Origin of the sequence: Streptomyces sp. NPDC002773, assembly GCF_040295605.1 — a bacterium.
Classification (GTDB): Bacteria; Actinomycetota; Actinomycetes; order Streptomycetales; family Streptomycetaceae; genus Streptomyces.
This window is the reverse complement of sequence record NZ_JBEOVO010000004.1, coordinates 127,915-153,206: the sequence shown is the minus strand read 5'-3', so window position 1 is coordinate 153,206 and position 25,292 is coordinate 127,915. Positions and strand designations below refer to the sequence as shown.

Here is a 25,292-nt window from a genome sequence, read left to right as displayed (position 1 = left end):
ACCAAAACGAATCGCCCGGCATGATCGGACCGGCGTCCGCGCGTGCTTTCCCGACCAGGTGGCCTTTCCGAAATCAGGTCTTGCCCGGTTGACTTCTCCGGCGTCATCGGTGGAGCCTTCCAAGGGGGCCATTCACGGATGGTCTGGTCCGGTGCCCTCCCGTCTCTGCTCCCGTTCACGCCGGTTTCCGCAGCGCACCCGCGTGATTTCCCGCGCTCCGAAGCGCACCGGGACGTTGCCGAGCGATGCCGATTCCCTGTCGGCGGAAAGGCCATGCATGTCCCCGCCCGTGCCATCCCCTCCGATCACCCTGGCCGTGGTGGTCCCCACTCGGGGCGACCACAGGCGGCTGCGCGTCACGCTCGCCTGTCTCGCAGCCCAGACCGACGCTCCGCCCCACGAGGTGATCGTGGTCGACGACAACGAGTCCGACGGCCGCGCGGCACTCGCCGGGATCCTGGCCGACGTACGCGACCTGTTGCCCCTGCGCTCGGTGCCCGGCCCCGGACGGGGCCGGGCGGCCGTCCGCAACGCCGGTGCGGAGGCGGCCGATGCCGCGTGGGTGGTCTTCCTCGACGCCGACGTCGTCGTCGGCCCCCGCTTCCTGCGGGCATACGCCGATGCCGTCCGCCCCGGCGTCTTCCTCCACGGCCGCATGCGCGAACTCGCCACGGCCGAAAGGCTGCTGACCACGCTGGAGGGCGCAGGGCCGGCCGAGATCCAGCGGATCGCCGCCGAACTGACCGCGGCCCCGGCGGACGCCCGCAGCCGGGATCCGCTGCGGCGCACCATGGCGAACGCCCTGGAACGCGCCGTCGAGGCGATGGAGGCGGGAACGCTGCCCGACGTCGCCGGCTGGCTCGGCTTCGTCGGCGCCAACTCGGCGGTGGAAAAGGAGACCTGGCGCTCCGTCGGCGGCTTCGACGAGGGGTTCGGGCGCGACTGGGGCTGCGAGGACATCGAGTTCGGAGTGCGGCTGCACACCGCGGGGCTGCGGCGCGTCCTGGTGCCCGAGGCGTACGGCATCCACCTCAGCCACGCCAGGCCGGGCCGCTGGCACCAGCACGGACGGAACATGGAGCGGTTCGCGCTGCTGCATCCCCTGCCCGCCGTGCGCGCGCTGACCGCCCTGCTCGGCCCCGACGGGACCCCCGAGCGCTATGTGGCCGCCGTCCGGGCCGGGGCGGCCCTGACCCGGCCGACCGGTACCTGATGAGCACGCGACGGACGGCCCGCGCCCACGTGGTGGTCTCCCCGCACCCGGACGACGCGGTGTGGTCCCTCGGCGGCCGGCTCGCCCGGTGGGTCTCGCGAGGGGCACCGGTCACAGTGGTCACGGTCTTCGACGGCCCGTCCGCGCCCGGCACGTCCGACGGCTGGCGGCAGGTCGCCCACCCCGCGGTCCGTCGCCGTGAGGACCGTGCCGCGCTCGGCGAACTCGGTGTCGGACACATCTCGCTCGGCTTCACCGACGCCGCGCTGCGCACCACGGACGGCCGCCACCGCTACCGCTCGGCGCCCCGGGTCTTCGCCGCCCCCCACCCGGACGACGGCGATCTGCCCCGTGCGATCCGGGACGCCCTTCGCCCGCTGTGCCCGTCCGGCGCCCGGGTGCACGGTCCGCTGGCCGCCGGCCGGCACGTCGACCACGTGGTGTCCCGGGCCGCCGTGGAGCAGCTGGCCGCGCCCGGGACCGCCTGGTACGAGGACTTCCCCTACCCGCTGCGCGGACGGGACCACGACGGGCTCGCCGTCCGCCGCTCGCCCCTCACCGATACCGAGGTCGAACGCTGGCTGGCCGCGGCCCTGCGCTACACCAGCCAGGCCGAGGCACTGTTCGGCGGCGCGGACGGACTGCGCCGGGCCCTCCTCGCCCGGGTCCGTACCCATGGAGCCGAGGCGGGAACTCCGTATGCCGACCGGTACTGGCTGCGTGCCGATCCGGACGTCCCCTAGCAGCGCAGCCCCCACCGGTCCGGGTGCTCCCGGCCCCGCGTACGACCACGCGCCATGTGTGCCCCGTCGGACGACCGTGAAAGGACCCGCAGATGTCTCCCCTCGGCCCGCTCCCGCTGATCGGCAACGATCTGGTCATCAACGAGGACTCCTGCAACCTCGGTTGCACCTACTGCCTCACCGGGCAGAGCAACCTCAAGGAGGGCCACTCCCTCAAGCTCATCTTCGACCCGCCCAAGCGCGACGACTACTCCCCTGCCTCGGGACTGGGCCAGCGCATCAACACCGTCGCCGACCGGCTCGGCGAGCGGTTCGACCTGCCGCTGCTGAAGGTCACCGGCGGCGAAATCTTCCTGGTCCGCGGCATCATGGACTTCCTGGAGGAACAGTCCTCCCGGTACGAGGTCCTCGTCATCCAGACCAACGGCGTGCTCGTCACCGAGGAACACCTCGCGCGCATGCGGTCCTGGGGGAACGTCGTCCTCCAGGTCTCCCTGGACAGCCACCTCTACCAGGGCAACAGCTACCGCGTGCAGTCGGAGTCGCTGCACACCAAGGTCGTCCGGGCCGTCAGCCGGATCCTCGACTCCGGCCTGCCGGTGGAGATCTACGGCGTCCTCAACGACCGCAGCGTCGGCGAGCTCTCCGACTTCGCCGGCTGGCTCGCCGCCTTCGACGCCCCGCCCACCTTCTTCCCCTTCCCGGTCCGCGGCCCGGACGTCGAGGAGTTCGCGGTCCGGCGCGACCAGATCGTCCACATCGAGGAACTCACCGCGCGGTACGAGGAGTTCAGCAGCGTGCTGCCGCCGCGCGCCTACTTCGACCGGCTGCTCAGCTTCTACCACGTCGGCAAGCGCACCTTCCGCTGCCACCTGCCCCGACTGGTCGTCTCCAGCTTCAGCGACGGCGTCGTCACCCCCTGCCCCAACATCTGGTTCTCCGACATGGGCAACGTCCTCGGCGACGAGTCCGAGAACCTCCTGGACCGGCTCGGCAGCAGCGGCCTCTACCAGGCCCTCCTCGCGCCCAAGCCGCGGCTGAACGCCTGCCACGGCTGCTTCACCCCCTGGGACACGCTCTCCATGTACTTCGAGGACGAGATCACCCTCGACGAACTGTGCGCCGCCCCCACCTACGCACCGCCCCGGATCCGCGGCATGATCGAACGCGCCAAGGCCGACTACCTGGCGAGCGGCGATGCCTGAGGACTGCGTGCGTGCCCCGGGCGGGCTTCCGGACACCCTCCTGGACGCCGTCGGGCGGCTGGCCCCGGACACCGGGATCCTGCCCGGCCGCACCGCGGCCGAGCTGTCGGCCGAGGCGCACCGGATCGCCGACGCCCTCAAGGACCAGCGCCCCGAGGGCGAGGCGGTGGTGCTCCGGCTGCCCAACGGGCCCGACTGGGTCGCACACTTCCTGGGCCTGCTCGCCGCGGGTGCCCGGCCGCTGCCCGTGGCGCCCGACACCCCGGACGCCGAGGTACGCAGACTGCTGGGGCAGGCCGGCGGCGGCCGGATCCTGACACCCGCCGCCAGGCCCGGCGGCCCGCTCCTGCTCGACGGCACCCCGGGCACTCCCGCGAGCGACGGCCCCGGCGTCCTGCTGCCGACCTCGGGCTCCACGGGCGCCCCGCAACTGGTCTGGCGCCCCGAGGCCGGCTGGCTGTCCGAGGCCCGCCGCTACCGCGACGGCGTCGGCCTCACCACCGACGACGTCCTGCTGCTGCCCATACCGCTCTCGCACGCCTACGCCCTCGGCTGGTTGTGCGGCGCGCTGCTGACCGGGGCCGCCATCAGGCCCGTACCGCCCACCGCACTCGGCGAGGCCGCCCGCGAACTCGCCGCCGGGGCCACCGTCATCGCCCTGGTGCCCACCACCGCGCGGCTGCTGGCCACCCGGCAGCGGCTGCGTGCCCGCCGTGCCGGACCCGGAGCGGCCCCGCCCGCACCCCGGCTGAGGATCGCCATGGCGGGCTCGGGACCGGTGGACGGCCCGCTCGACGCGCTGTTCGGCGAGGCCTACGGGGTGGGGCTCGCCCGCAACTACGGATCCACCGAACTCGGCGCGGTCCTCTCCGGCCCGGCCGGGCTCCCTCCGCTGTGCGCGGGCTCCCCGCTGCCCGGGGTCGGCATCCGCCTCCTGGACCGCACCACCCACGCGGAGACGGCGGACGGCCCCGGAATCCTCCAGATCCGCACCGACGCGCTGCCCGACTGGCACGACACCGGCGACCTGGCCGTGCGCGAGCACGGCCACCTGCGCGTCCTCGGCCGCGAGGGCGCCGCCGTCCGGCGAGGCGCCCGCTGGGTGGCACCGCTGGAGATCGAGTCGGTGCTGCGCGCCCACGCCGGCGTGCGGGACGTACGGGTCACCGCCCGGCACCGGTCCCATGACGGCGAGGACGGACTCGTCGCCGAAGTCGTCGCCGACGACGGAACCGGTACGGACGAGTTGCGCGCCCACGCGGCCCGGCACCTCGCCCCCCACAAGGTCCCCGACACCTTCGTGCTGCGCACCGCCCTGCCGAAGACCGCCGTCGGCAAGGCCGCCGCCCCGGCCCGCTACCGCCTCACCCCGCGCGCACTGCGGGCCGCCCGCGCCTACAAGGCGTCCGAGCTGCTCTTCGCGCTCCACGACCTCGGCGCCCTGACCGCTCTGGCCGAGGGTGCGGAACTGGCCGACATCAGCGCGGAGATCGGCTGCGACACCCGTGCGCTGGAGCTGCTGCTGGACACGGCGGCGGCCCTCGGCCTGGTCTCGACCGGGCCGGAGCCCGGCGGTCCCCCGGTTGCCGTCGACGAACTCGCCGCCTTCGTGGAGCTGGAGAAGCGGCTCTCCCGCGACCTGGTGAGCCGGGAGGCGCTGGCCGCCGTGGCGCGTACCGGCGTACGGCACCGACCGTTCGAGCAGCGGTCGCACGACGCCGAGCTGGTGCGGCTGTACCAGGGCGCCATGGGCGGCCCTTCCGCCCGCGCCCGCTGCGCCCTCGGGCTGCGGCTGCTCCGGCCGCGCCCCGGCACCCGGCTGGTGGAGATCACCGCCGGACCCGGCCGGTACCTGGAGCGGGTCCTCGCCGCCGACCCCACCGCCACCGGCCATCTGTGGCAGACCGGCCGGCTCGCGGGTCCGGTGGGCGAACCGGTGCGCGCGGCCGTCGCCGCGGGCCGGATCACCACCGGACCGGAGCTGCCGTCCGGCGACGCCGACGCCTGTGTCGTCGCCAACAGCATCCACGATCCCACCGGCGGAGCCCGCCTCGCGCCACTGCTGCGGACCCTGAAGCCCGGGGGCCGACTGCTGGTCGACGACCTGTTCCTGCCCTCCGGCACCCCGGACGGCGAGCCGGGCGACGGCGCCGAGCTGGCGCTGGACTGGCTCACGCACGGCGGTACCCACTGGCCCACTCTCGCGGCGCTCACCGCCGGTCTGACCGAGGCGGGCGCGGACCTCGTCCGTGACCTGCCCTTCGAAGGCTCCCCCTGCCATCTCGTCCTAGCCAAGGAGGCCGACTGATGGGCGAATCCCTCGTCCGTATCGCCGAAACCATGGGCCAGCGCGACCGCGTCGTCGTGGTCTCCGGAGCGTCCGGGACCATCGGCGGCGCCTGCGCCCGCCAGCTGGCCGAACTCGGTGCCGACGTGGTCGCCGGATACCACAGCGGCGAGGACCGGATAAGCAAGCTGGCCGCCCAGGTCGAAGAGGCCGGCGGCACACTCCTCCCCGTCCGGGCCGACCTGTCGGCGCCGGACGGCCCGGCCCGGCTCGTCTCGGCCGCACTCGACCGGTTCGGCCGGATCGACGGTCTGGTCGCCGCGGCCGGCCTGCGCACCCGGCGTCTCGCCATGGCCACCGACGCCGACACCCTCACCGAACTGGTCGACGTCAACCTGGCCGGCTCGGTCAACCTCGCCAAGGCCTGCCTGAAGCCGATGATGCGGGCCCGGTACGGCCGCATCGTGCTGTTCGGCTCCCGGGCCGGCACCAGCGGCCTGCCCGGCCACAGCGCGTACGCGGCGACCAAGGGCGCCCTGCAGCCGTGGGCCGCCTCGCTGGCCGGAGAGGTCGGCAAACACGGCATCACGGTGAACGTGGTGGCACCGGGCGCCATCCGGGCCGAGGTCATGGACTTCTCGCCCGAGGAACGCGACCTCGTACTGAAGTTCATCGGCGCCGGACGGCTCGGCGAACCGGAGGAGGTCGCCGCGGCGGTCTCGTTCCTGCTCTCCCCCGCGGCCTCGTACGTGAACGGCAACACGCTGGTCGTGGACGGCGGTGCACGCTTCTGATGTCCGGCGCGGCCTACACATCCCCCCGCCCCGGCGCGGTCACCACGCCTGCGCGGCCCCTGCGCACGGCCGTCCTCGGCGCGGGCTGGGTCTCCCGCACGATCTGGGTGCCCCTGCTTGAGGCACACCCCGCGTTCGAGGTGACGGCGCTCGTGGACGCCGACCCGGCCGCCGCCCGAGCTCTGGCGCCGCCCGGACGCGAGGTCTTCGTCGGCGCGAGCCCGGACGAACTCGCCGGTCTGCCCCTGGACCTCGCGGTCGTCGCCCTGCCCAACGACCTCCATGTGCCCGTGGCCCGCACCCTGCTCGCCCGCGGCGTCCCGGTGTACGTGGAGAAACCGGTCTGCCGCACCGCCGCCGAGGCCCGTGACCTGGCCGAGGCCGCCGCCCGGAGCGGCGCGGGCGTGTACGCGGGCAGCGCGGCCCGCCACCGCGCCGACGTACGGGCCCTCGCCGAACTGCTGCCCTCACTCGGCGATCTGCGCGCGCTGGGCCTCGACTGGACCAGGGCATCCGGGATCCCGCAGCGCGACGGCTGGTTCACCGATCGCCGGCTGGCCGGTGGCGGCGCCCTGCTCGACCTCGGCTGGCACCTGCTGGACGTCGGTCTCGACCTGCTCGGTCGGCCCGGGGTGACGGCCGCCCTGGGCGCCGTCTCCGGCGACTGGCTCGGGGACTCCGGCGCCACCGCCGACTGGAGCCGCCGCGGTCGCGAGGGCGCCGCCCCCACCCGCACGGCGGCCGACCTGGTGGAGGACAGCGCGCGCGGATTCCTGCTCACCGACACCGGCGTCGCCGTCTCCGTCGAGGCGCGCTGGGCCTCGCACCAGGCGGTGGACAGCACCACGCTCACCGTCGAGGGCACCAAGGGCGTCGCTGTTCTGCGCGGCACCTTCGGCTTCAGCCCGCACCGCGTCCCGCGCTCCTCGCTGACCGTGCTGCGGCGCGGCGAGCGCACCGAGGTACCGCTGCCCGACGAACCCGTCGGCATCGAGTACGAACGCCTCGTCGAGCACCTGGCCCGGCGGCTCACCGGCGCCGGGGCGGCGACCGGCGCGGACGGCGGCTCGCTCGCCGAGATCGACGTCATCGCCTCCTGCGTCGACCGGATCTACGGGGCGGCCGCCGGCCCCGCCCCTTCCCCGGAACCCGTCCGCTCCCAGACCCGGAGTGCCCCATGAAATTCGCGTACTTCACCCATGTGTGGGGACGAGAGAACCTCACCGTCCGCCAGCGGTACGAGGAACTGTGGCAGGAGGTCGAGGCGGCGGACCGGCTCGGCTTCGACTACGCCTTCTCGGTCGAGCACCACTGCACCCCCGAGGAGAGCTGGATGTCCTCGCCCGCGGTGTTCTGCACCGGAGCGGCGCTGCGCACCGAGCGCATCCGCGTCGGCCCGATGGGGTGGGTGCCGCCGCTGCACCACCCGCTGCACATCGTGGAGGAAGCCGCCACGCTCGACCAGCTCCTCGGCGGCCGACTGGAGGTGGGTCTCGCCTCCGGGGTCAGCGACCAGCCGTTCAAGCCCTTCGGCGCCGATTTCGCCGGCCGCAAGGAACGCACCCGGGAGTGCGCCGACCTGCTGCGCACCGCGTTCACGAGCAAGGGCACCTTCGACTTCGACGGTCCCGTGCACCAGCTGCGCGACGTCACCCTGTCGTTCGGCGCCGCGCAGCACCCCCACCCGCCGGTGTGGATCCCCACCACTGACCGCGCGACCCTGCGCCACCTCGCGAAGACCGGTGGCCACACCTGCTCGACCATGATCGTGCCGCGGGCGGCCATGGGCGTCGTCTACCGCCACTACGTCGACTGGTGGCGCAAGGAGGGCCAGCCGGGCGTGCCGAACATCGGCTACTGGAGCCTCGTACACGTGGCGGAGACGGATGCCGAGGCCGAGGCGCGGGCGGCGGAGCAGGCGACCCGCACGTTCGTCGAGACCCTGCGCTACGGCTCGGTGCGCCGCTCCGCCGACCGGCCCGCCCCGGCCAGCGGCCTGAACACCGCCGACATCCTCGCGGGCTGCCACGACTTCCGGTTCCTCATGGACCACAACCTGATCTTCGTCGGATCACCGCGCACCGTCGCCGACCGCATCGCGGCGGCCGCTCGCGAAGGCCACTTCAACACCCTCTTCGGCGAGTTCGTCTTCGGTGACATCACCGGTGACGAGGCGATCGGCTCCATGGAGCTGTTCGCCCGGGACGTCGTCCCGCAGTTGGCCGCGTTCTCCCCGTACCAGCCGCTCGAGACGGCCGAGCCCACCGTCACCGTCTCCTGAACCCCAGGGATCCAGCCTTGAGTTCCATGACCGAACGCGACGCCGTCCTGATCGGATTCGCCGAGGGCGGCACCGCCGCCCGCCAGGCACTCGGCCGGCGCCTCGCCGACGCCGTCGCGCGGCGCGGCGCCCGCGCGACCGTGCTGACCGGCCCGGCGGTGCCCGCCGAACTGCGCGCCGCCCTCGGCCCCGACACCACCGCTCTCGCCGTCGAGCTGGCAGGCGGGCCACGTGGTGCCGAACCCATCACCGTCCCTCCCGGCGAGGCCGATCCACTCGACCGCGTCCTGCGGGAGCTGGAGCGGCACGGGCTGCCACCGGAACCCGCCGCGACCTACAGCCCCGCCGAGGAGGACGAGGTGGCCCGCCGTCTCGAAGCCCTCGGCTACATCGACTGAACCGGAGACGGCCCATGGTGGCACCCGTCAAGAGCGAGCCGCGCGAGCGGCGGCTCCCCGAGCCGGAGCGGATCGACGACCTCGTGCGGCGCCTGCGCCAGGTGCCCGACCGGCAGCGCCGCTTCTCGGTCACGCCGACCCAGGCCCGCCGCGTGCACGGCATCCGCCCCGAGCTGCTGGCCGCGCTCACCGCCGCGGGCGTCCCGCACCTCGGCGCCGGCGACGCACGGCTCTACGACGCCTACGACCTCGGCAACGCGGCCCTGCACCTGGGCCGGCTCTCGGTGCAGAGCCGCTCCATGCGCTCGTGGGCCAAGGCCTGGCAGACCGCACTCGACCAAGCGCCGGTCCACCGCGTGGAGGTGGTCTCCGCCTGCCCTGCCCCCGGCCACCCCGGCACGTGCCGGTACGGGGTACTGCTCGGCGGCCGGCGGCGCCAGGTCGAGGGACCCGCGGCAGAGGCCCGTCTGGGCGAGCTGCACCCGGTCCCCGCCACCCGAGACTGGCCGGAATTCCCGTTAGCTCTCCGGGAGTTGCTCCAGGAGGTGGAGGGTGTCGGGTTCTTCCTGCTGCCCGAGGCGGTGCGCTGGGACCCGGAGTTCATGTGGCGCACCCGGATGTCCGACTGCGGTGGGGCCGCGGCCTGGCTGGTCCACGAGGGCGGCCGGCGCGGCCTGCGGAGCCGGTTCTCCTTCGGTCTGCTGGTGGCCGCTCCGTACTCCACCCCGCACTGCTGGGCGGAGTTCCTCGTCGACGGGGTCTGGGTGCCGGTCGACCCGCTGCTGACCCGGGCGCTGAACCAGTGGGGAGGACTCGATCCCGGCGACTTCCCGCCCGACCGCACCCCCGGCGCCCTCTTCCACCGCCTCACCGACCGATTCACCAAGGTGGTGAGCCACGACGGCATCTGGGCCCAGGTGTCGCTGCCGACGGACAGGACCGACTGAGCGGACCGGGTACGGCGCCGCGGGACGTTCCCGTACTGCCGCGACCCTTTTCGGCCAACATGTGCCGGTAGCGGGCACGTTGGCCGCGACCGCCGGAGGGACGGCCTAGGCTGGCGGACACCGCCGGAGCGCGGGACTCCGGCGGCCGCGTACGTCCCGGCGCCCGAACTGCGCGAGATGGCGGACCACCCCTACGAGCTCCGAAAACAACAAGGAAAGAGCACACCTCATGGCAGTCCCTCAGCTGTCCCTCTTCGGAATCGTCGTCGACGACATGGCCAAGGCCCTGGCGTTCTACCGCCGCCTCGGGCTGGACATCCCCGCCGATGCCGACTCGCAGCCGCACGTGGAATCCGTGCTGCCCGGCGGGGTGCGGCTCGCCTGGGACACCGTGGAAACGGTCCGCAGCTACGACCCCGACTGGCAGCCGCCCACCGGCAGCCACCGGTTCGCCATCGCCTTCGAGTTCCCCGACGCGCAGGCCGTCGACGCGAAGTACGCCGAACTGGTCGACGCGGGCTACGTGGGCCACATCGCGCCCTGGGACGCCGTCTGGCAGCAGCGCTACGCCCTCGTCCTCGACCCCGACGGCACCGCGATCGACCTGTTCGCACCGCTGGCCGGCTGACACCGCGGGAGCCGGTCCGTGCCGTACCTCGGAATCGACATCGGCGGCACGAAGGTCGCGCTGCTCCTGGAGCGGCCCGACTCCGCGCACCCGGTCCGGCTCCGGTTCTCCTGGCCCCGCGACGGCGGCGCCGACGCCGATCTCGACGCGCTCGCCTCGGCGGTGACCCGGATCGCGGCGGACGCCGGCCTCGACGGGCCCGCCGGCATACGGGCGGCCGGCCTCGCACTGCCGGCCACCGTACGGGAGGGCAGGATCACCGCCTGGCCCTCCCGGCCCAGCTGGATCGCGCTGCGCCTCGACGCGGTGCTGGAACGGGTGCTGCCGGAGGTCCCCGTGGTCTGGGAGGACGACGGAAACCTGGCCGCCCTCGCGGAAGCCGCCCGTACCGGCGTGCCCGACCTGGCCTATCTGGGCCTGGGCACCGGCGTGGGCGGCGGCATCGTCCTCGGTGGGCGGCTGCACACCGGTCCGTACGGCGGCGCCGCCGAGATCGGTCACATGCTGATCGATCCCGGCGGCGCCGCTTGTGTCTGCGGGCGCACCGGCTGTCTCCAGGCCGTGGCCTCCGGTACCGCGACCCTGCTCCGGGCCGCCGCCCTGCGCGGCACCCCGGTGGACGCGGCGGCCTTCCGTACCGGTCTCGCCGAGGACCGCCCCTGGGCCACCGGGCCACTGCGGCAGACAGCGGCGGCCCTGGCGGTCACGGCCGTCAACCTCGGTGAACTCCTCCAGTGCCGCGAGATCCGCGTCGGCGGTGGATTCGGTCACGGAACACCGGGCCTGGTCGGCCGGATCCGGGCGGAGACCCAGCGGCTCACCCGTCCCGGCGTCGTCCCTCCCGTGATCCGCCGCGCCGCCCACGGCGCCGACGCCTCCCTGCACGGAGCCGTCCTGCTGGCCCGTACGGGAGGCACGGCACGGCCGGCCGGCACCCGGGCCGACCGGCCGTCGTCATGACGTGCCCGAGCCTCCCCGGCTCACCCGGGCAGCCGCCCGCCTCCCGGCAGCCCCAGCAGCTCCCGTAGCGCGGGAGCCACGTCGTACAGCGACAGGCCGTCGGCCGGACCCGGGGTGACACCGGGCGAGTCGAGCAGGAAGATGCCGGTGTCGCCGTGGTTGGCGTGGTCGGGGCCGGTGTCGTTCTCGGTGGTGTACAGCCCCTGGCCCATGCCCAGGGTGGCCAGCGCGCGCCAGCGCAGGTTGCCCACGTAGACCAGCAGGTCGGGGGCGATGCCGTTGACCTCGGGGTAGAGCTGTTCGGGGCGCAGGGCCCGGGTGCCCATCGGCTCGCCCCGGTCGTCGGGCAGCCGCTCCAGCGCGCCGGCGATCCGGGCCAGGGTGTCGTCGTACTCCCGCGCGGGCACGATGCCCTCGGGCTCGCGGCCCTCCACGTTGAGGAAGATCCGGCCGTAGTAGCCGCCCTCCGCCCACGCCGTGGTCCGTTTCCAGTCGACGTGCGCCTGGGCCATCGGCGTCGGCCCGTCCGGTTCCTTCGCCAGGACGAGCAACCCCTCCCGCCGCAGCCACTCGTTGATGAACAGCCCTCCGACCATGGGCTGGGCCCCGTGATCGGAGACCACCAGGACGGAGGTGTTCTCCGGCAGACACTCCAGGAACTCGCCGATGTGCCGGTCCAAGGCGCGGTAGTAGTCGCGGAACAGGTTCTCGTAGGGGTTGCCCGGTTCGTGGCGGGGATGCTCCGGGTCGCAGTACTTCCAGAAGCCGTGGTGCAGCCGGTCCGGGCCCATGTCGACGAAGGAGAAGAACTCCCAGTCCTGGCGGGCGGCCAGATGCCGGGCCACCTTGAAGCGCTGCTCGGTGAGGTCGAAGATCTGCTGGGAGACCCGCTCCAGCTCGGGCGAGCGGAAGTTCTCCACGTCGAGCGCGTAGCCGCCGGTCAGCTTCTCCAGCTCGTCGCGCAGCGCGGGCGGCGAGGTGTACTCGGCGCGGGTCGAGGGGGCCAGGAAGCAGGAGACCATCGCGCCGCGGATCGGGGTCGTCGGATAGGTGCCGGGCACGCCCAGGACCACGCTGTCCCGGCCCGCAGCCGTCATCTCGTCCCAGATCCGCGGCGCCTTGATGCTGCGGGAGGTGGCGAAGGCGAGCGGGCCGTAGTCGTGGGCCGCACGGTCCCGGAAGCCGTACACCCCGAGCTCGCCCGGCGTCCGGCCGGACATCATGCACGACCAGGCCGGCATGGTGATGGGCGGGTCGACGCTGCGCATCGGGCCCCACAGCGAGCGCTGCCGCAAGGCACTGAGAACGGGCATGTCCTCGGCGAACCGGTCGAACATGAACTGCGGCGTCGCCGAGTCGAGTCCGATGACGGCCACCCTGCCGGGCTGGGGCATGGTTCCTCCCTCTCTCTGGTGACGGGGGTCGGGGTGGGCTCTCCGGTGGTCAGTCCGGCTCGTCCGCCAGGGGTACGAGCCGGGTGAGGGCCCGGGCGGCGATGCGGTAGCCGAGGGCGCCCATGCCCATGACCACGCCCGAGGCGAGCGGGGCGGTGACGGACGTGTGCCGGAAGCTCTCGCGCGCCCAGACGTTGGTCAGGTGCACCTCGATCCAGGGCGGCGCGAAGTCGGCCAGCGCGTCCCGCAGACCCCAGCCGGCGATCATCAGCGCCCCGGGGTTCACCAGCGCGCCGACCGCGTCGCCGTGCTGTTGGAGCAGATCGATCAACTCGCCTTCGCCGTTCCGCTGTTCGGCGACCAGCTGCCAGCCCCGGGCGGAGATCTCCTCTGCCACATCGACCTCGATCATGGCCGGCGTGGTGGTGCCGTAGATCTCCGGCTGGCGCGTGCCGAGCGTGCCGAGGTTGGGACCGTTGAGCAACAGAACATGGCTCATTCGCGTCCCACCTCACCGGCGCCGAGGACGACGCTGCCGTCGAGCCCCAGCGGCCGGATGCCGATCGAGGCCAGCACGGTCGGAGCCACGTCCACCATGTCGAACGGCTCCGGGGGCGCCCCGGCGGACTCCGGCGGGGCCTGGGCGCCCCGCCGGTAGAACACGGCGTCCTCCCTGGTGTGGGTGCCGGTCAGCGTGTCGGAGCGCAGCAGGGCCGTGCCGTCCCAGCCGCCGCGCAGCTGCACGCCCGGCGCGGGCAGCGCCAGCAGGTCCGCCGACTGGTCCACCAGCGGACCGTCGTACAGCTCCTCGGACCGGTACACCCGCGAGATGAGCAGGGGACCGTCCACCTCGGCACCGACCCGCTCGCCGTCACTGCGCAGCGCGGACAGTTCGGCGGTGATCTCCTCGGCCAGTGCCTCCGCCTCGGAGTCGTTGAGCCCGCCGCCCGCGAACCGCTTCTCGCGGTGCAGGTAGATCCGCGCGGGATCGAGAGCGAAGGCCTGGGTACGGGCGTCGAGGCCGGCGGCGAGCGTGGGCGCGGCGCTCAGCGGGGCCAGGTACCCGGCCTCCCGCAGCCAGGAGTTGACGTAGAACTGCCGGTCGACCGGGCCGAAGCCGTGGTCGCTGACGAGGAACAGCTCGTCGTCGTCCCGGCACAGGTCGACGAGCCGACCGACACAGGAGTCGACCAGCCGGTAGAAGTCCCGTACGGCCCCGTGCAGCGGGTCGGCGGGGTCGGCCACGGCCCGCCACAGGAAGTGGTGCACCCGGTCGGTCTCGGTGATGACCGCCACGCCCAGGTCCCACGGCTCGTGCGTGAGCAGGTGCTCCATGGCGTCGGTGCGCGCCCGCAGGGCCCGCGCCGCCCGCCCGAGGAACCCTTCGGGGTCCTTCGCCACGTCACCGACCTCGACGTCCAGCTCGTAGCCGAAGCCCTCCAGCACGGGAAGCAGCCTGGCCGGCGTGACCGCCTGTTCCATCCGGGGCGCCACGAATCCGGAGACCACGACGCAGTCGGCGACCGGGGCGGGATAGGTGCCGGGGACGTTGAGGCACACCGTACGCCGGCCCGCGGCGGCGGTCAGCGCCCACAGCGGGGGTTGGCGCAGATGCGCCAGGTTGGGGAAGTGCATCCGGTAGCCCGCGTCGGGCATGAGGTCGGTGAATCCGAAGATGCCGTGCTGACCGGGGTTGGTTCCGGTGAGGAAGGTGGCCCAGGAAGTGGAGCTGATCTCCGGCACCGGAGCCCGCAGCTCGGCGCAGTGCCCCTCCGCGAGCAGCCCGCCGACGCGGGGCAGGACGCCTTCCGCGGCCAGCGCGGTCAGCAGGGTGCGTGGCATTCCGTCGATCCCGATGATCAGGGCGCGCTCGGCCATGTCCGCTGTCTCCGTTCGTCAGGCGGTGGGCGTACCGGCGCGGTCCCCGCGTTCGATGGTCAGTTCCAGTGAGTCCGTGAGCAAGGTGCGTAACCGAGCCCTTGTCTCTTCTGTCTCTTCCACGGCGGAGCGTCCTTTCAGCGGAAACGTGAACCGTACGAGCGGCGGTGCGAGGCCGGCGGACAGCGGGAGAGCGGCAGGGGAAGCCCGCGCGGACAGAGCCCTCGGCGCGGACCGCGGACCGGCCCGTAAAGACCGCCGGCCTGCGAGGAAACGCGAACGGGCGGCACGGGAATGTGACTGGGGCACCGTCGGTCTTGTGGGCGGGCCACCACGATATGCGGAATGACCTTTCGGTTGAGGCGTGTGTTCTGGCCATTCCTCCGGCGCGGGCAAGACGGCGGAGAATGCCCGCCCTGGCACGGCGTACGCCGATGTCCCGGCCGGGGACCGGCGGCTTTGGGCTGGCAGAAAAGCAACCGTGCGCCCCGTGGCGGACGCGCCCTCTCCGTCGCGGTGTTGACGCGGTTCGGTGGACCTTGCAGGATTTGGACCGCCGGGCGACCCAGCTCGCCCCCACCGTCTGCCCGTTCTCGTCAGCGCAGCTCGACCGAGGCGTACCGCCCCGGAATCCCTCGTCGGAACGCCGCCCCGAGGCCCGCCTCGTCGCCGCGACCGACGGACCCGCTCTTCGGCCCGCGCTTCGTACTCCGCCGCCGGACAGGCAGCGGCCCAGGGAGTCGTCGCCTTACCGCGCGCCGCACACCGACCGAGACGATGAGAGGCCCGCTCATGGCATCCGCTCCGGCCCAGCCCACCCTCACGTTCCCCGCGTGGCCGCAAGCCGGTGACGAGGAACGCGAAGGTCTGTTACGCGCCTTGGACCAGGAGGGCTGGTGGCGCAACGGGGGCGGCGAAGTCGACAGCTTCGAGCGTGAGTTCGCCGAGCTGCACGGGGCGCCGTACGCCATCGCCACCACCAATGGCACCCACGCCCTGGAACTGGCGCTGTCCGTCCTCGGTGTGGGCCCCGGTGACGAGGTCATCGTGCCCGCCTTCACCTTCATCGCCTCCTCGCTCGCCGTTCAGCGGCTCGGCGCGGTCCCGGTGCCCGCCGACGTCCACCCCGAGACCTACTGCCTCGACATCGATGCCACCGCCCGGCTCGTCACCCCGCGCACCAAGGCCGTCATGCCGGTGCACATGGCGGGTCAGGTCGCGGACCTCGACGCACTGGCGGAGCTCGCCGAGGCGACCGGCGTCGCCGTCCTCCAGGACGCGGCGCACGCGCACGCCGCGCGCTGGCACGGCCGCCGGATGGGCGAGTTCGGTTCGATGGCGGCGTTCAGCTTCCAGAACGGCAAGCTGATGACGGCCGGCGAGGGTGGCGCCCTGCTGCTGCCGGACGAGGAGAGCCACCGGCAGGCGTACCTGCGGCACGGCTGCGGTCGCCCGCCGGGCGACCGCGTCTACGCCCACCTCACCCAGGGGTCCAACTACCGCATGAACGAGTTCTCGGCTGCCGTTCTGCGGGCACAACTGACGCGCCTGGAGGAGCAGATCGCCGTACGCGAGCAGCGCTCCCGCCAACTGGAGGCGGCGCTCGCACGGATCCCCGGTGTGGTGCCGCAGGGCCGGGACGACCGCTGTGACGTGAAGTCGCACTACATGGCCATGGTGCGGCTCCCCGGGGTGACGCCCGGGCGCCGCACCGCCGTGGTGGAGGCGCTGAACGCGCACGGCGTCCCCGCGTTCGTCGGCTTCCCTCCGGTCTACCGCACTGCCGGCTACTGGCAGGGCCCGTACTCCGGCGACGCCGACGAGATCGGCAAGCGCTGCCCGGTGGCCGAGGAGATCGGCGGCGACTGCGTGTGGCTGCACCACCGGGTGCTGCTCGCCGACACGGCCACGGTGGACCGGCTCGCCGAGGTGTTCGCCGAGGTCGTGGCCCGCACTTGAGCCGCCGCACACAGGGGGACGCCCAGTCAGGTCCGGCAGGCAGGGGAGAGCAGATGACGGTTCAGCGTGAGTTCGCCACGGTGGTCTTCGACCTGGACGGGGTGCTCATCGACAGCTTCGCGGTCATGCGCCAGGCCTTCGCCACCGCCTACCGGGAGGTCGTGGGCGAGGGAGAGCCGCCCTTCGACGAGTACCGCACCCATCAAGGACGTTACTTTCCGGACATCATGCGCCTGATGGGCCTGCCCTTGCGGATGGAGCGACCCTTCGTCGAGACCAGCCACCGGCTCATCGCCGAGGTCGAGGTGTACCCGGACGTCCCCCTGCTGTTGAAACGGCTGCGGGAGTCCGGCATCCGTACCGGCATCGCCACCGGGAAGTCCGGGGCGCGGGCGCGCGCCGTCCTGGAGGTGGTGGGCCTGCTTCCGCTCCTCGACACGGTCGTCGGCAGCGACGAGGTGCCGCGGCCCAAGCCCGCCCCCGACATCGTCCGCGAGGCGCTGCGCCGGCTCGGCGCCAGGCCCGAGGACGCCGTGATGGTGGGGGACGCCGTCATCGACATCCAGAGCGGCCGGGCAGCCGGAACGGCCACCGCCGCGGCGCTGTGGGGGGAGACCGCGGCGGATCCCCTGCGCGCGGAGCGCCCCGACTTCGTGCTGGAGGGTCCTGTCGATCTGCTGGCGCTCGTCCCCGGCGGGGCGGACCGATGAGCACGGGCGCCGCACGCCTGCGCTGGAGCCTCGTCGCCCCGCAGGGCACCAACCTCGAACTGGCCGGGCAATCGGGAGCGGACGCCTGGCGGACGTTGGCGGAAACCGCCGCGCTGGCCCGCACCTGTGGATACGACACGCTGTGGCTGGAGGACCGCACGGACACGCTGCCGCGCCGGGAACCCCAGCCGGTGACCGAGAGCTGGACGGCACTCGGCGCCCTCGCGGCGACCGTCCCCGACATCGGCCTGGGCCTGCTCAGCCCGGCCGCGCCCCACCGCAACGCCCTCATGCTCGCGAAGCGGGCGGCGGGCGCCGACGTCATCTCCGGCGGCCGCCTCACCCTGGGGCTGTCCACGGCCCCGCAGCTGCCGGAACACGTCGCCGCGGGCACCGCCCGCCCCGGAAACGGCACCGGGTCCGCCCTCGCCGAGACGATCGAGGCACTGCGAACCCTGTGGTCCGGCGCCCGCACCACCCTCGACGGGGAAACCGTCACCCTCGCGGGCGCCCACGCGGTACCCGTCCCGGTCCAGACCCGGCTGCCCCTGGTGGTCCGGGCGAACGCGGCCCTCCCCGACGCCGCCGACCTGCTGCCGGAGGCCGCGGTCCGCGAGTGCGCCGCCGTGCAGTGGCAGGGCGAACCCGGTGAGCTGGCGCACGCCGTCGCCGCGTTCGGCGTCCGGCGGGAGAAGCTGGGCCTGGATCCGGCCGGAACGCGGCACGCGGTCCTCGCCGAGTGCCGGGTCTTCGAGGACCGGGTGAGCCGGGACCGATGGCTGTCCACCCCGCACGTGGTGGCGTTCTGGAGCCACCACCCCGACCTACTGGCCCGGCGCAGTCTGTACGGGACCGCCGAACAGCTACGCGAACGCGCCGGGCGCTACGCCGCCGCCGGGGTGACGGAGTTCGTCCTGTGGTTCCGCGACTACCCGGAGACCGAGAGCCTGCGCCGGGTCGCCGAAGAGATCGCCCCGGGGGTGCGGGCGCCCGCCCGCGGCACGGACACCGGGGAGGCGTAGCCGTGCCGACGACCACCGCCACCGCCGACTACCTGTCGGACGCCTGGCTCCGCCTGGCCGCCGGGCTGGATCCCGCACCCGATCCCGCCAGGCGCAGCACTGTCGCTCTCCGTCTGACGGTCACCGATCCGCCTCCGGGCGTCCATGCCGCGGTCGACGCGCACGTCGACCTGGAGGCCGGCCGGCTCGCGGTCACGCCGGCGGCCGGCGAGCCGCCCGCGTTGCTGATCACCCTGCCGTACGCCGCCGCTCACACCCTCCTGCTCGGCGCCGCGCGGCCACGCGCGGAGCTGCTGGAAACAGGGGACGTCACGATCACCGGCAACTTCAGCCTGCTGTTCTTCATCGACGCGGCGCTGCAGCGCGACCGCAGCGGCCATGTCGCCGCCCTGCGCGCGGGCACCGCCGTACCGCCCGGGCACCTGCCGTGGGCCGAGCCCCGGCCGGAGACCGGGACCGGGACCCAGGAGACCGGCACGGCCCAGGCCGAACGGGAGGCCCTCCTCAGGGCCGGTGACACCTTGCCCGACACCCTGCGTGAGCTGAGCCGCGAGGTGGGCACGTCCACCCCGGGAGCGCAGCTCTACGTGTCCCGGGACGGCGAGGTCCTGGCCGACGTCGGCCTCGGTCTGGCCCGGCCCGGCATCGCCATGACCGCGCGGTCGGCGCCCCTGTGGTACTGCTGCGCCAAGCCGCTGCTGTCGGTCGCTCTCGGCCGCCTGTGGGAGGCCGGCGACTTCGACCCCTACCGACCGGTCGCCGACTACCTGCCCGAGTTCGGCACCCAGGGCAAGTCCCGCATCACCGCGATGGAGTTGCTCTGCCACACCGGTCCGTTGCCCACGGGTCTGGACCCGCTGCACGGGGTCGTGACGGGCCCGGACGCGGAGCGGCTGCGGCGCGCCCTCGACGTGCCGGTCCCGGTCCGAAGTCCCGGAGACCGGCCCGGCATCGCCTACAGCCAGTGGTGGGCCTGGTTCGTACTGGCCCGCCTGCTGCCCGCCATCGACGGTCGTGACTACGTCGACTACGTCGAGCAGCAGATCCTGCGGCCCTGCGGCATGGACCGCACCCGGGTGCGTCTGACCCCCGAGGAGTACACGGCGTACGGCGACCGGCTCCCGCTCATCCACGTGTCCAATCTCGGTGACGTACCGCAGCCCACCTATTTCTGGTCGACGCGGGGCGCCACCACGCGCTGCGTCCCCGGAGTGAACACCCGAGGCCCCCTCAGCGATCTCGGTCGCCTCTTCGAGATGGTCCTCGACGGCGGGATCGCGCCCGGCGGACGCGTCCTGGCACCGACGACCGCGGCCGCGCTCACCGCCCGCCATCGCACCGGATTGACCGACCGGTACGGAAACGCCGACTGGGGTTTCGGTTTCCGTCTCGAATGCCGTTCGCTCGGCTCCGCGTACACGAGCTTCTCGCGCCATGCCTCGCCACGCGCCTTCGGCCACGACGGGCTGTGGACCGCGGTCGTCTTCGCCGACCCGGAGGCCCGGCTCACCGTGGCCGTCCACCTCAACGGCAAGGTGGAGCACGAGCGGCACCGCGAGCGCATCCTCCGGATCGCCGACGCCGTCTACCAGGACCTCCGACTGACGTGAGGCGACCGCCTGACGTGAGGCCACCGGAATCCCGTACCTGCCCCGACTTCCCCGTACTCCGCAGAACAGAGAGGCGTCCCATGGCACAGCAGCCCGCTCCGCCCACCCTGCCCGTCCCCGACGAGGTCGGCCGGCTCTACGACCGCTACACCGACCTCGGCAGTGCCACGCTGGGCGAGAACCTGCACTTCGGGTACTGGGACACGCCGGACAGCCCCGTGCCGCTGGCGGAGGCCACCGACCGGCTGACCGACCTGATGACGGACCGCCTGCACATCCGCCCCGGCTCCCGGGTGCTCGACCTCGGCTGCGGCACGGGCCGCCCCGCCCTCCGCATCGCCGACCGCACGGGCGCCGACGTCACCGGCATCTCCATCAGCCACAAGCAGGTCGAGCGGGCCACGGCGCTGGCCGCCGAGCGCGGTCTGGCGGACCGGGTCCGGTTCGAACGGGCCGACGCGATGGACCTGCCGTTCGCCGCCGGTTCCTTCGATGCCGTCATGGCCCTGGAGTCCATCATCCACATGCCCGACCGGGCCCGTGTCCTCCGTCAGGTGGCCCGGGTGCTCCGGCCGGGCGGGCGGCTCGTGCTCACCGACTTCTTCGAACGCGCACCGATCCCCGAGGCGGGACGGCCCGCGGTCGAGCGGTATCTGCGCGAGTTCATGATGACGATGGTCCAGGCGGAGGACTACCCGCCGCTGCTGCGCCAGGCCGGACTGTGGTTCGACGAGCTGACGGACATCAGTGAACCCACCCTGCGCCGTACCTTCATCGAGCTGTCCGCGCGTATCAACGGCTCCGCGCAGCAGCTCGCAGCCGAGTACGGTGGCGAACTGGTGGAGCAGTTCGATCCGGGCGACATGACCGACGTCCAGGAGTTCGGCCACCTCCTCGTCGTGGCCGTGCGACCCGGCCGCTGAGATGGCGGGATGTGACCGTCGGCCCGCGAACCACCGGCACAATGACGGCTCATGTCACACATGACTTCTGAAGTGGACTCCGCCACGGCCGATTTACGTCGGGGCGGAGCCACCTGGATCGCTGTATTCGCCGCGTGCGTGGGACAGTTCGTCGTCGTCCTCGACATCTCGGTGATCAACGTCGCGTTGCCGTCCATCCGCGCGGGGCTCGACATCGGTGCGGGAAGCCTGCAATGGGTGGTCAACGCGTACGTGATCACCTTCGCCGGATTCCTGCTGCTGGGCGGCCGGGCCTCCGACCTGTTCGGGCGCAAGGGCGTGTATCTCGTCGGGCTCGGGATCTTCACCGCGGCCAGCCTGATGGGCGGTCTCGCGACCTCGTCGTGGATGTTGATCACGGCCCGCGCGTTGCAGGGCCTCGGCGCGGCCGTACTGTCGCCCGCCACCCTCACGATCCTCACCACGACCTTCGCGGAGGGCACCGGACGTGTCCGCGCGATCGCGATCTGGACGGCTGTGGGAACGGGCGGCGGCGCGGCCGGTGGACTCATCGGCGGTGTGCTCACCGATTTCCTCTCCTGGCGCTGGGTCCTCCTGATCAACGTTCCGCTGGGGCTGCTGGTGATCGTGGCGTCGGCGCTGTGGCTCGCGGAGAGCCGGCCCGGGAAGGCGGCTCGGCATCGGCTCGACGTTCCCGGGGCCGTCCTGGCGACGCTCGGCGCGGGCAGCGTGGCCTACGGCATCTCCCAGACGGAGTCGCACGGCTGGGGATCGGCCCGGGCCCTGTCGTTCCTGCTCCTCGGCGTCGCGGCGCTGGCGGCGTTCTGCCGCGTGGAGCGCGGTGCGGCGGAGCCGCTGGTCCCGCTCGGGATCTTCCGCGTGCGGTCGGTGTCCGTGGCCAACGTCATCACCCTCGTCAGCGGCATGGCCTTCTACGCGATGTGGTTCTTCCTGTCGCTGTACATGCAGAACGTGCTGAAGTACTCGGCCGTGGAGACCGGGCTCGCGCTGCTGCCGCACACCCTCGCCGTCATCCTCTCCGCCCAGCTCGCGCCCCGGATGATGCGCTGGGTCGGCGGACGCACGCTCCTCGCGCTCGCCAGTGTGCTGACGGCGGCGGGCTTCTTCTGGCAGGCGACCATGGAGGCCGACGGCACCTTCCTGGCCACCATGCTCGGCCCCGGCATCGCGTTCTCCTTCGGTGCCGGCGTGATGATGACCGTCCAGTCGGTCTTCGCCACGGCAGGGGTGCCCCTGGAGCAGTCGGGCGCTGTGGCCGGCCTCGTCAACACCTCGCGCACCATGGGCGGTGCCCTCGGGCTGTCCGTCCTGTCCTCCTTCGCCGCCAGCCGCACCGACCAGGGCGAAACCGGCCTGGAGGCGCTGACCTCGGGCTATGCGAGCGCGTTCTTCGGGTCCGGGGTGGCCATCGTGCTGAGCATGGCGCTGATCGTGCTGCTGCCCCGGTCGCCACGAAGCACGACGACCCCGTGACCACCCGGCCCACCGACGGCTTCGGCTCCGACGGCTCCGCACGCCCCTGGCTCCCGCAGCCCCTCTGACGTCGGTGTTTCGTGAGGCGCTGTCCCGGGCGCATGACAGGGGTGAGGACCGGGAGTCGTCCCGGTCCTCACCGTCACTCGCGGCCCGACCGCGTGCGGCCGGACCGCGAGCCGTCAGGGCATGGCCCACTTCTGGTTGGCGCCGGTGTGGCAGGTCCACAGGTGGACGGCGGTGCCGTCGTTCCAGACGCCTCCCGAGGCGTCCAGGCACTTGCCGGACTGCGGGTTGCGGAGCGTGCCGTCGGCCTGCGGGGCCCACTTCTGGGAACCCGTGCCGTTACACGTCCACAGCTGGACCTTCGTACCGTCCGCACTGCCTCCGTTGGAGACGTCCAGGCACTTGCCGAGGGCCTTCATCGTCCCGTCACCGGCGACCGTCCACGACTGGGCGCCCGTGCCGTTGCAGGTCCACAGCTGGATCTTCGTACCGTCCGCGGTCGCGGAGTTGTCAACGTCCAGGCACTTGCCGTTGACACCCTTCACCGCACCCGTCCCTCCGGTCCCGCCGGGCAGCCGGTTGAGCGTGTACCACGCCTCGGTGCTCCACAGCGACTCGCCGCCGACCGAGCTGAAGGGGCGGGGCGAGCGGACGTGGACGACCCGGTCGGCCTTGAGACCCGGGATCGCGAGGGTCACCGTCCTGCCGTCGGCGGAGAGGGTGGTCGACTGTGCGGTGAGCGTCTCCTCGTCGAGCTTCGGGCCGCCGTAGTCCGCGGTCGGCGCGTAACGCCACTGCTTGATCTTGTAGTGCTTGACCAGGTCGGTGGCCGTCTCCGACGACACCGGCTGGGTGTACTCGAGGGCGAAGCCACCGGGTACGGCCCGCATGGCCTTGATGTCGAAGGCGTTGGAGCCGTTCGGGGTCAGCTTCTGGAGGCCGTACGAGAGCTTGCCCTCCTGGCCCCAGTTGCCGCCCGCTCCCAGGCCGCCCGCGTACAGCGCGCCGTCCGGGCCGACGCTGATCCGGGTCACGCCCGCCTCCAGGCCCTGGGTGAGGCGGAAGACCGCGCCCTGGTACTCGCCGCCCACCTTTTCCAGGAAGCCGCGCTGGATTCCGCCGTACGTCACGTCACCGAACAGCATCTGTCCGGCGAACGGGCCCTCGGTCAGCTGCAGGGGCGTGCTGGGCGAGTTGGCGATCTCGTTCTGGGGCAGCCAGAGCACCGGCTTGCTCACCGGCTGGGAGTCGAACGGCCCGTCCGGGTTGGTGTAGTGGTTGAAGAACCGGCCCTGCTTGATGTGCACCAGCTTCGAGGAGGGGAGCCAGCCGCCCTGGTTGTCGGTGACGAAGATGTCGCCCTCGGGGCCCCATCCGATGCCGTTCGGAGTGCGCAACCCGCCGGCGACGTAGGTGACCTCTCCGGTCTGCTTGTTCACCTTGATGGTGGTCCCGCGGTTCTGCGCCGGCTGCGGATCCGTGGTCGCTCCGCCGTAGTTGATGGAGACCGACAGGTTGAGGTAGAAGTACCCGTCCTTGTGGAGCAGGCCGAAGGCGAACTCGTGGAAGTTGCCGCCGAAGGGCCAGGTCGCGACGCGCCGGTACTGGTCGGTGACCTCGTCGCCGTTGGTGTCGTTGAGCTCGGTCAGCTCGTGCTTCTGCGAGACGTAGAGCTTGCCGTCGACGTGCTTGACGCCCATCGGCTCCTTCAGGCCCGAGGCCACCTTCTTCACGGTGACCTTGTCGGGGCCGGTGGCTCCCGTGACGTTGGCGAGGAGGTACACCTCCCCCGCGGTGTTGTCGGTGCCACCCCAGGTGGTCACGGCCAGGCGGCCGTCCGGCAGCCAGTCCATCGCGGAGATCTGCGGCTGGAAACCGTTGGGCCGCAGGTTGGTGAGCGTGTAGTTCGGATGCACCCCGGTCAGCGGAAGGCCGTCGCCGGGAGAGTCGGCGCCGCCCTCGCACTCCTTGCGGCCCGGTGCGGTCACGCGGACGACGCCGGCGTCCGTACTGAGGGCCGAGTTCGGTACGACGGCGAAGCCCGAGGCGCCGGGCGGCTTCCAGGCCAGCGTCACCTGCTGGCCGCCGTCCCGCTCGAAGTGCTCGATCCGCAGGGCGTGGAGGCCCGCCGACAGGTCGACCACGGCGTCCTTGGGTTGCGGGCCGTGCAGGCCGTCGTGGTCGATCACCAGCTTGTCGTCGATCCAGAGACGGGAGCCGTCGTCACTGGTCAGACGTAACGTGTAGCTGCCCGCCTGCGGGGCGGCGAGATTGCCGATGACGTGGGTGACGAAGTTGCTCTCCAGGCCGAAGTCGCCGGCCGAGGACCAGTCGATCACCGGCATGAGCTTGTCGATGTTGGGCGTCTGTCCCGGCTTCAGGGTGCAGATGCCGCTCAGCGGAGCCTGGACGTCGAAGACGCGGAGCGTGACCCCGGGCTCCTGCGGGGGCGGTTCCGCGGACCGGGGGGTGTCCGCGGGAGCCGGCGCCGCGGCCAGGCCGAGGGCCAGGACCGAGGCGATGAGCGTTCCGGCCAGGCGTCTGCCCGGTCGGCGGGGGTACAGCCGTGGATACACGTGACCTCCTGACGGCCCCTCGGGTCGGAGGGGCTCCATGGGGCAAGCGGGATCCACCGCTGCCGGGGCGCGCCGTCGTCCCGGACACGGAGGCGCCACGGGCGGGAGGTCCAGGGGCCCGCACCGTCGCGTCGCACACAGTAGGGACTTCTTCCGCCCTCGTCCACGCTTTGTCCTGAAGACAGTCAAAGTTCTGAGACTCACTCAACTACCGGACCGGGGGCGCCTGTTGCCTGTGCGGCATCCGAGCGAGGCGAACCCCTC

General features: G+C 72.8%; 21 protein-coding genes. 17 read left to right on the top strand and 4 right to left on the bottom strand.

Features of this window, described 5'->3' with window-relative positions; translation table 11 throughout:
• Positions 1–277: 277 nt before the first annotated feature.
• From ABT034_RS07695 to ABT034_RS07645, 11 genes are all read left to right on the top strand, one after another.
• Positions 278–1,213: a glycosyltransferase family 2 protein gene (locus ABT034_RS07695; RefSeq protein ID WP_351212356.1), complete on the top strand. Its 936-nt coding sequence runs from the start codon at positions 278–280 to the stop codon at positions 1,211–1,213.
• Positions 1,213–1,956, top strand: coding sequence for a PIG-L deacetylase family protein (locus ABT034_RS07690; RefSeq protein WP_351212354.1), 744 nt, complete (start codon positions 1,213–1,215; stop codon positions 1,954–1,956). Before ABT034_RS07695 ends, ABT034_RS07690 begins: the two co-directional genes overlap by 1 nt.
• A 92-nt stretch (positions 1,957–2,048) precedes the next feature.
• On the top strand, positions 2,049–3,161 hold the full coding sequence (locus ABT034_RS07685) for a radical SAM protein (RefSeq protein ID WP_351212352.1): 1,113 nt from the start codon (positions 2,049–2,051) through the stop codon (positions 3,159–3,161).
• Positions 3,154–5,469, top strand: coding sequence for an AMP-binding protein (locus ABT034_RS07680; RefSeq protein WP_351212350.1), 2,316 nt, complete (start codon positions 3,154–3,156; stop codon positions 5,467–5,469). The genes ABT034_RS07685 and ABT034_RS07680 overlap by 8 nt, the downstream gene beginning before the upstream one ends.
• Positions 5,469–6,242, top strand: coding sequence for an SDR family NAD(P)-dependent oxidoreductase (locus tag ABT034_RS07675; protein ID WP_351212348.1), 774 nt, complete (start codon positions 5,469–5,471; stop codon positions 6,240–6,242). The genes ABT034_RS07680 and ABT034_RS07675 overlap by 1 nt, the downstream gene beginning before the upstream one ends.
• Positions 6,242–7,423, top strand: coding sequence for a Gfo/Idh/MocA family protein (locus tag ABT034_RS07670; RefSeq protein WP_351212346.1), 1,182 nt, complete (start codon positions 6,242–6,244; stop codon positions 7,421–7,423). Before ABT034_RS07675 ends, ABT034_RS07670 begins: the two co-directional genes overlap by 1 nt.
• Entirely contained in the window at positions 7,420–8,523 is a 1,104-nt protein-coding gene (locus ABT034_RS07665; RefSeq protein WP_351212344.1) for an LLM class flavin-dependent oxidoreductase, read from the top strand. Before ABT034_RS07670 ends, ABT034_RS07665 begins: the two co-directional genes overlap by 4 nt.
• 26 nt (positions 8,524–8,549) lie before the next feature.
• Positions 8,550–8,921 carry a Rossmann-fold NAD(P)-binding domain-containing protein gene (locus tag ABT034_RS07660; RefSeq protein ID WP_351212342.1) on the top strand — a complete coding sequence of 124 codons (372 nt, stop codon included), beginning with the start codon at positions 8,550–8,552 and terminating at the stop codon, positions 8,919–8,921.
• 14 nt (positions 8,922–8,935) lie between these two features.
• Positions 8,936–9,868 (top strand): transglutaminase-like domain-containing protein, encoded by a 933-nt coding sequence (locus ABT034_RS07655; protein ID WP_351212340.1) that lies wholly within the window; start codon positions 8,936–8,938, stop codon positions 9,866–9,868.
• 229 nt (positions 9,869–10,097) lie between these two features.
• On the top strand, positions 10,098–10,496 hold the full coding sequence (locus tag ABT034_RS07650) for a VOC family protein (RefSeq protein WP_351212338.1): 399 nt from the start codon (positions 10,098–10,100) through the stop codon (positions 10,494–10,496).
• An 18-nt stretch (positions 10,497–10,514) separates the two neighbouring features.
• On the top strand, positions 10,515–11,456 hold the full coding sequence (locus ABT034_RS07645; protein WP_351212336.1) for an ROK family protein: 942 nt from the start codon (positions 10,515–10,517) through the stop codon (positions 11,454–11,456).
• A gap of 20 nt (positions 11,457–11,476) precedes the next feature.
• On the opposite strand, the gene ABT034_RS07640 is transcribed toward ABT034_RS07645, so the two are convergent.
• Genes ABT034_RS07640 through ABT034_RS07630 form a run of 3 tightly spaced genes read right to left on the bottom strand, consistent with a single transcriptional unit; the run spans position 11,477 to position 14,728 of the window.
• On the bottom strand, positions 11,477–12,850 hold the full coding sequence (locus ABT034_RS07640; RefSeq protein WP_351212334.1) for an alkaline phosphatase family protein: 1,374 nt from the start codon (positions 12,848–12,850) through the stop codon (positions 11,477–11,479).
• 49 nt (positions 12,851–12,899) lie between these two features.
• On the bottom strand, positions 12,900–13,349 hold the full coding sequence (locus ABT034_RS07635) for a type II 3-dehydroquinate dehydratase (protein ID WP_351212332.1): 450 nt from the start codon (positions 13,347–13,349) through the stop codon (positions 12,900–12,902).
• Positions 13,346–14,728 (bottom strand): alkaline phosphatase family protein, encoded by a 1,383-nt coding sequence (locus ABT034_RS07630; RefSeq protein WP_351212330.1) that lies wholly within the window; start codon positions 14,726–14,728, stop codon positions 13,346–13,348. Before ABT034_RS07630 ends, ABT034_RS07635 begins: the two co-directional genes overlap by 4 nt.
• Positions 14,729–15,520: 792 nt before the next feature.
• Here ABT034_RS07630 and ABT034_RS07625 point away from each other — a divergent pair.
• The 6 genes from ABT034_RS07625 to ABT034_RS07600 all read left to right on the top strand — a co-directional run bounded on the left by ABT034_RS07625 (position 15,521) and on the right by ABT034_RS07600 (position 22,446).
• Positions 15,521–16,687 carry an aminotransferase class I/II-fold pyridoxal phosphate-dependent enzyme gene (locus ABT034_RS07625; RefSeq protein ID WP_351212328.1) on the top strand — a complete coding sequence of 389 codons (1,167 nt, stop codon included), beginning with the start codon at positions 15,521–15,523 and terminating at the stop codon, positions 16,685–16,687.
• A 53-nt stretch (positions 16,688–16,740) separates the two neighbouring features.
• Positions 16,741–17,397 (top strand): HAD-IA family hydrolase, encoded by a 657-nt coding sequence (locus ABT034_RS07620; protein WP_351212326.1) that lies wholly within the window; start codon positions 16,741–16,743, stop codon positions 17,395–17,397.
• Positions 17,394–18,419, top strand: coding sequence for an LLM class flavin-dependent oxidoreductase (locus ABT034_RS07615; protein WP_351212324.1), 1,026 nt, complete (start codon positions 17,394–17,396; stop codon positions 18,417–18,419). The genes ABT034_RS07620 and ABT034_RS07615 overlap by 4 nt, the downstream gene beginning before the upstream one ends.
• A 2-nt stretch (positions 18,420–18,421) precedes the next feature.
• Positions 18,422–20,029 carry a serine hydrolase domain-containing protein gene (locus tag ABT034_RS07610; protein WP_351212322.1) on the top strand — a complete coding sequence of 536 codons (1,608 nt, stop codon included), beginning with the start codon at positions 18,422–18,424 and terminating at the stop codon, positions 20,027–20,029.
• Positions 20,030–20,109: 80 nt separating this feature from the next.
• A complete protein-coding gene (locus ABT034_RS07605) occupies positions 20,110–20,952 on the top strand; it encodes an SAM-dependent methyltransferase (RefSeq protein ID WP_351212320.1) in 843 nt (280 codons plus the stop codon).
• Between the two features lie 51 nt (positions 20,953–21,003).
• The gene (locus ABT034_RS07600) at positions 21,004–22,446 is read left to right on the top strand and encodes an MFS transporter (protein ID WP_502972829.1); all 1,443 of its coding nucleotides are present in this window, start codon (positions 21,004–21,006) and stop codon (positions 22,444–22,446) included.
• Between the two features lie 182 nt (positions 22,447–22,628).
• Here ABT034_RS07600 and ABT034_RS07595 read toward each other — a convergent pair whose 3' ends face one another.
• On the bottom strand, positions 22,629–25,067 hold the full coding sequence (locus ABT034_RS07595; protein WP_502972827.1) for a ricin-type beta-trefoil lectin domain protein: 2,439 nt from the start codon (positions 25,065–25,067) through the stop codon (positions 22,629–22,631).
• Positions 25,068–25,292 lie beyond the last annotated feature (225 nt).

Excerpts from the sequence above, each read along its gene's own strand:
- ABT034_RS07655 (WP_351212340.1), top strand. The coding sequence starts at position 8,936 with ATGGTGGCACCCGTCAAGAGCGAGCCGCGCGAGCGGCGGCTCCCCGAG.
- ABT034_RS07685 (WP_351212352.1), top strand. The coding sequence starts at position 2,049 with ATGTCTCCCCTCGGCCCGCTCCCGCTGATCGGCAACGATCTGGTCATC.
- ABT034_RS07665 (WP_351212344.1), top strand. The coding sequence starts at position 7,420 with ATGAAATTCGCGTACTTCACCCATGTGTGGGGACGAGAGAACCTCACC.
- ABT034_RS07680 (WP_351212350.1), top strand. The coding sequence starts at position 3,154 with ATGCCTGAGGACTGCGTGCGTGCCCCGGGCGGGCTTCCGGACACCCTC.
- ABT034_RS07600 (WP_502972829.1), top strand. The coding sequence starts at position 21,004 with ATGTCACACATGACTTCTGAAGTGGACTCCGCCACGGCCGATTTACGT.
- ABT034_RS07640 (WP_351212334.1), bottom strand. The coding sequence starts at position 12,850 with ATGCCCCAGCCCGGCAGGGTGGCCGTCATCGGACTCGACTCGGCGACG.
- ABT034_RS07635 (WP_351212332.1), bottom strand. The coding sequence starts at position 13,349 with ATGAGCCATGTTCTGTTGCTCAACGGTCCCAACCTCGGCACGCTCGGC.
- ABT034_RS07630 (WP_351212330.1), bottom strand. The coding sequence starts at position 14,728 with ATGGCCGAGCGCGCCCTGATCATCGGGATCGACGGAATGCCACGCACC.
- ABT034_RS07625 (WP_351212328.1), top strand. The coding sequence starts at position 15,521 with ATGGCATCCGCTCCGGCCCAGCCCACCCTCACGTTCCCCGCGTGGCCG.
- ABT034_RS07615 (WP_351212324.1), top strand. The coding sequence starts at position 17,394 with ATGAGCACGGGCGCCGCACGCCTGCGCTGGAGCCTCGTCGCCCCGCAG.
- ABT034_RS07595 (WP_502972827.1), bottom strand. The coding sequence starts at position 25,067 with ATGGAGCCCCTCCGACCCGAGGGGCCGTCAGGAGGTCACGTGTATCCA.
- ABT034_RS07675 (WP_351212348.1), top strand. The coding sequence starts at position 5,469 with ATGGGCGAATCCCTCGTCCGTATCGCCGAAACCATGGGCCAGCGCGAC.
- ABT034_RS07690 (WP_351212354.1), top strand. The coding sequence starts at position 1,213 with ATGAGCACGCGACGGACGGCCCGCGCCCACGTGGTGGTCTCCCCGCAC.
- ABT034_RS07620 (WP_351212326.1), top strand. The coding sequence starts at position 16,741 with ATGACGGTTCAGCGTGAGTTCGCCACGGTGGTCTTCGACCTGGACGGG.
- ABT034_RS07660 (WP_351212342.1), top strand. The coding sequence starts at position 8,550 with ATGACCGAACGCGACGCCGTCCTGATCGGATTCGCCGAGGGCGGCACC.
- ABT034_RS07605 (WP_351212320.1), top strand. The coding sequence starts at position 20,110 with ATGGCACAGCAGCCCGCTCCGCCCACCCTGCCCGTCCCCGACGAGGTC.
- ABT034_RS07670 (WP_351212346.1), top strand. The coding sequence starts at position 6,242 with ATGTCCGGCGCGGCCTACACATCCCCCCGCCCCGGCGCGGTCACCACG.
- ABT034_RS07650 (WP_351212338.1), top strand. The coding sequence starts at position 10,098 with ATGGCAGTCCCTCAGCTGTCCCTCTTCGGAATCGTCGTCGACGACATG.
- ABT034_RS07695 (WP_351212356.1), top strand. The coding sequence starts at position 278 with ATGTCCCCGCCCGTGCCATCCCCTCCGATCACCCTGGCCGTGGTGGTC.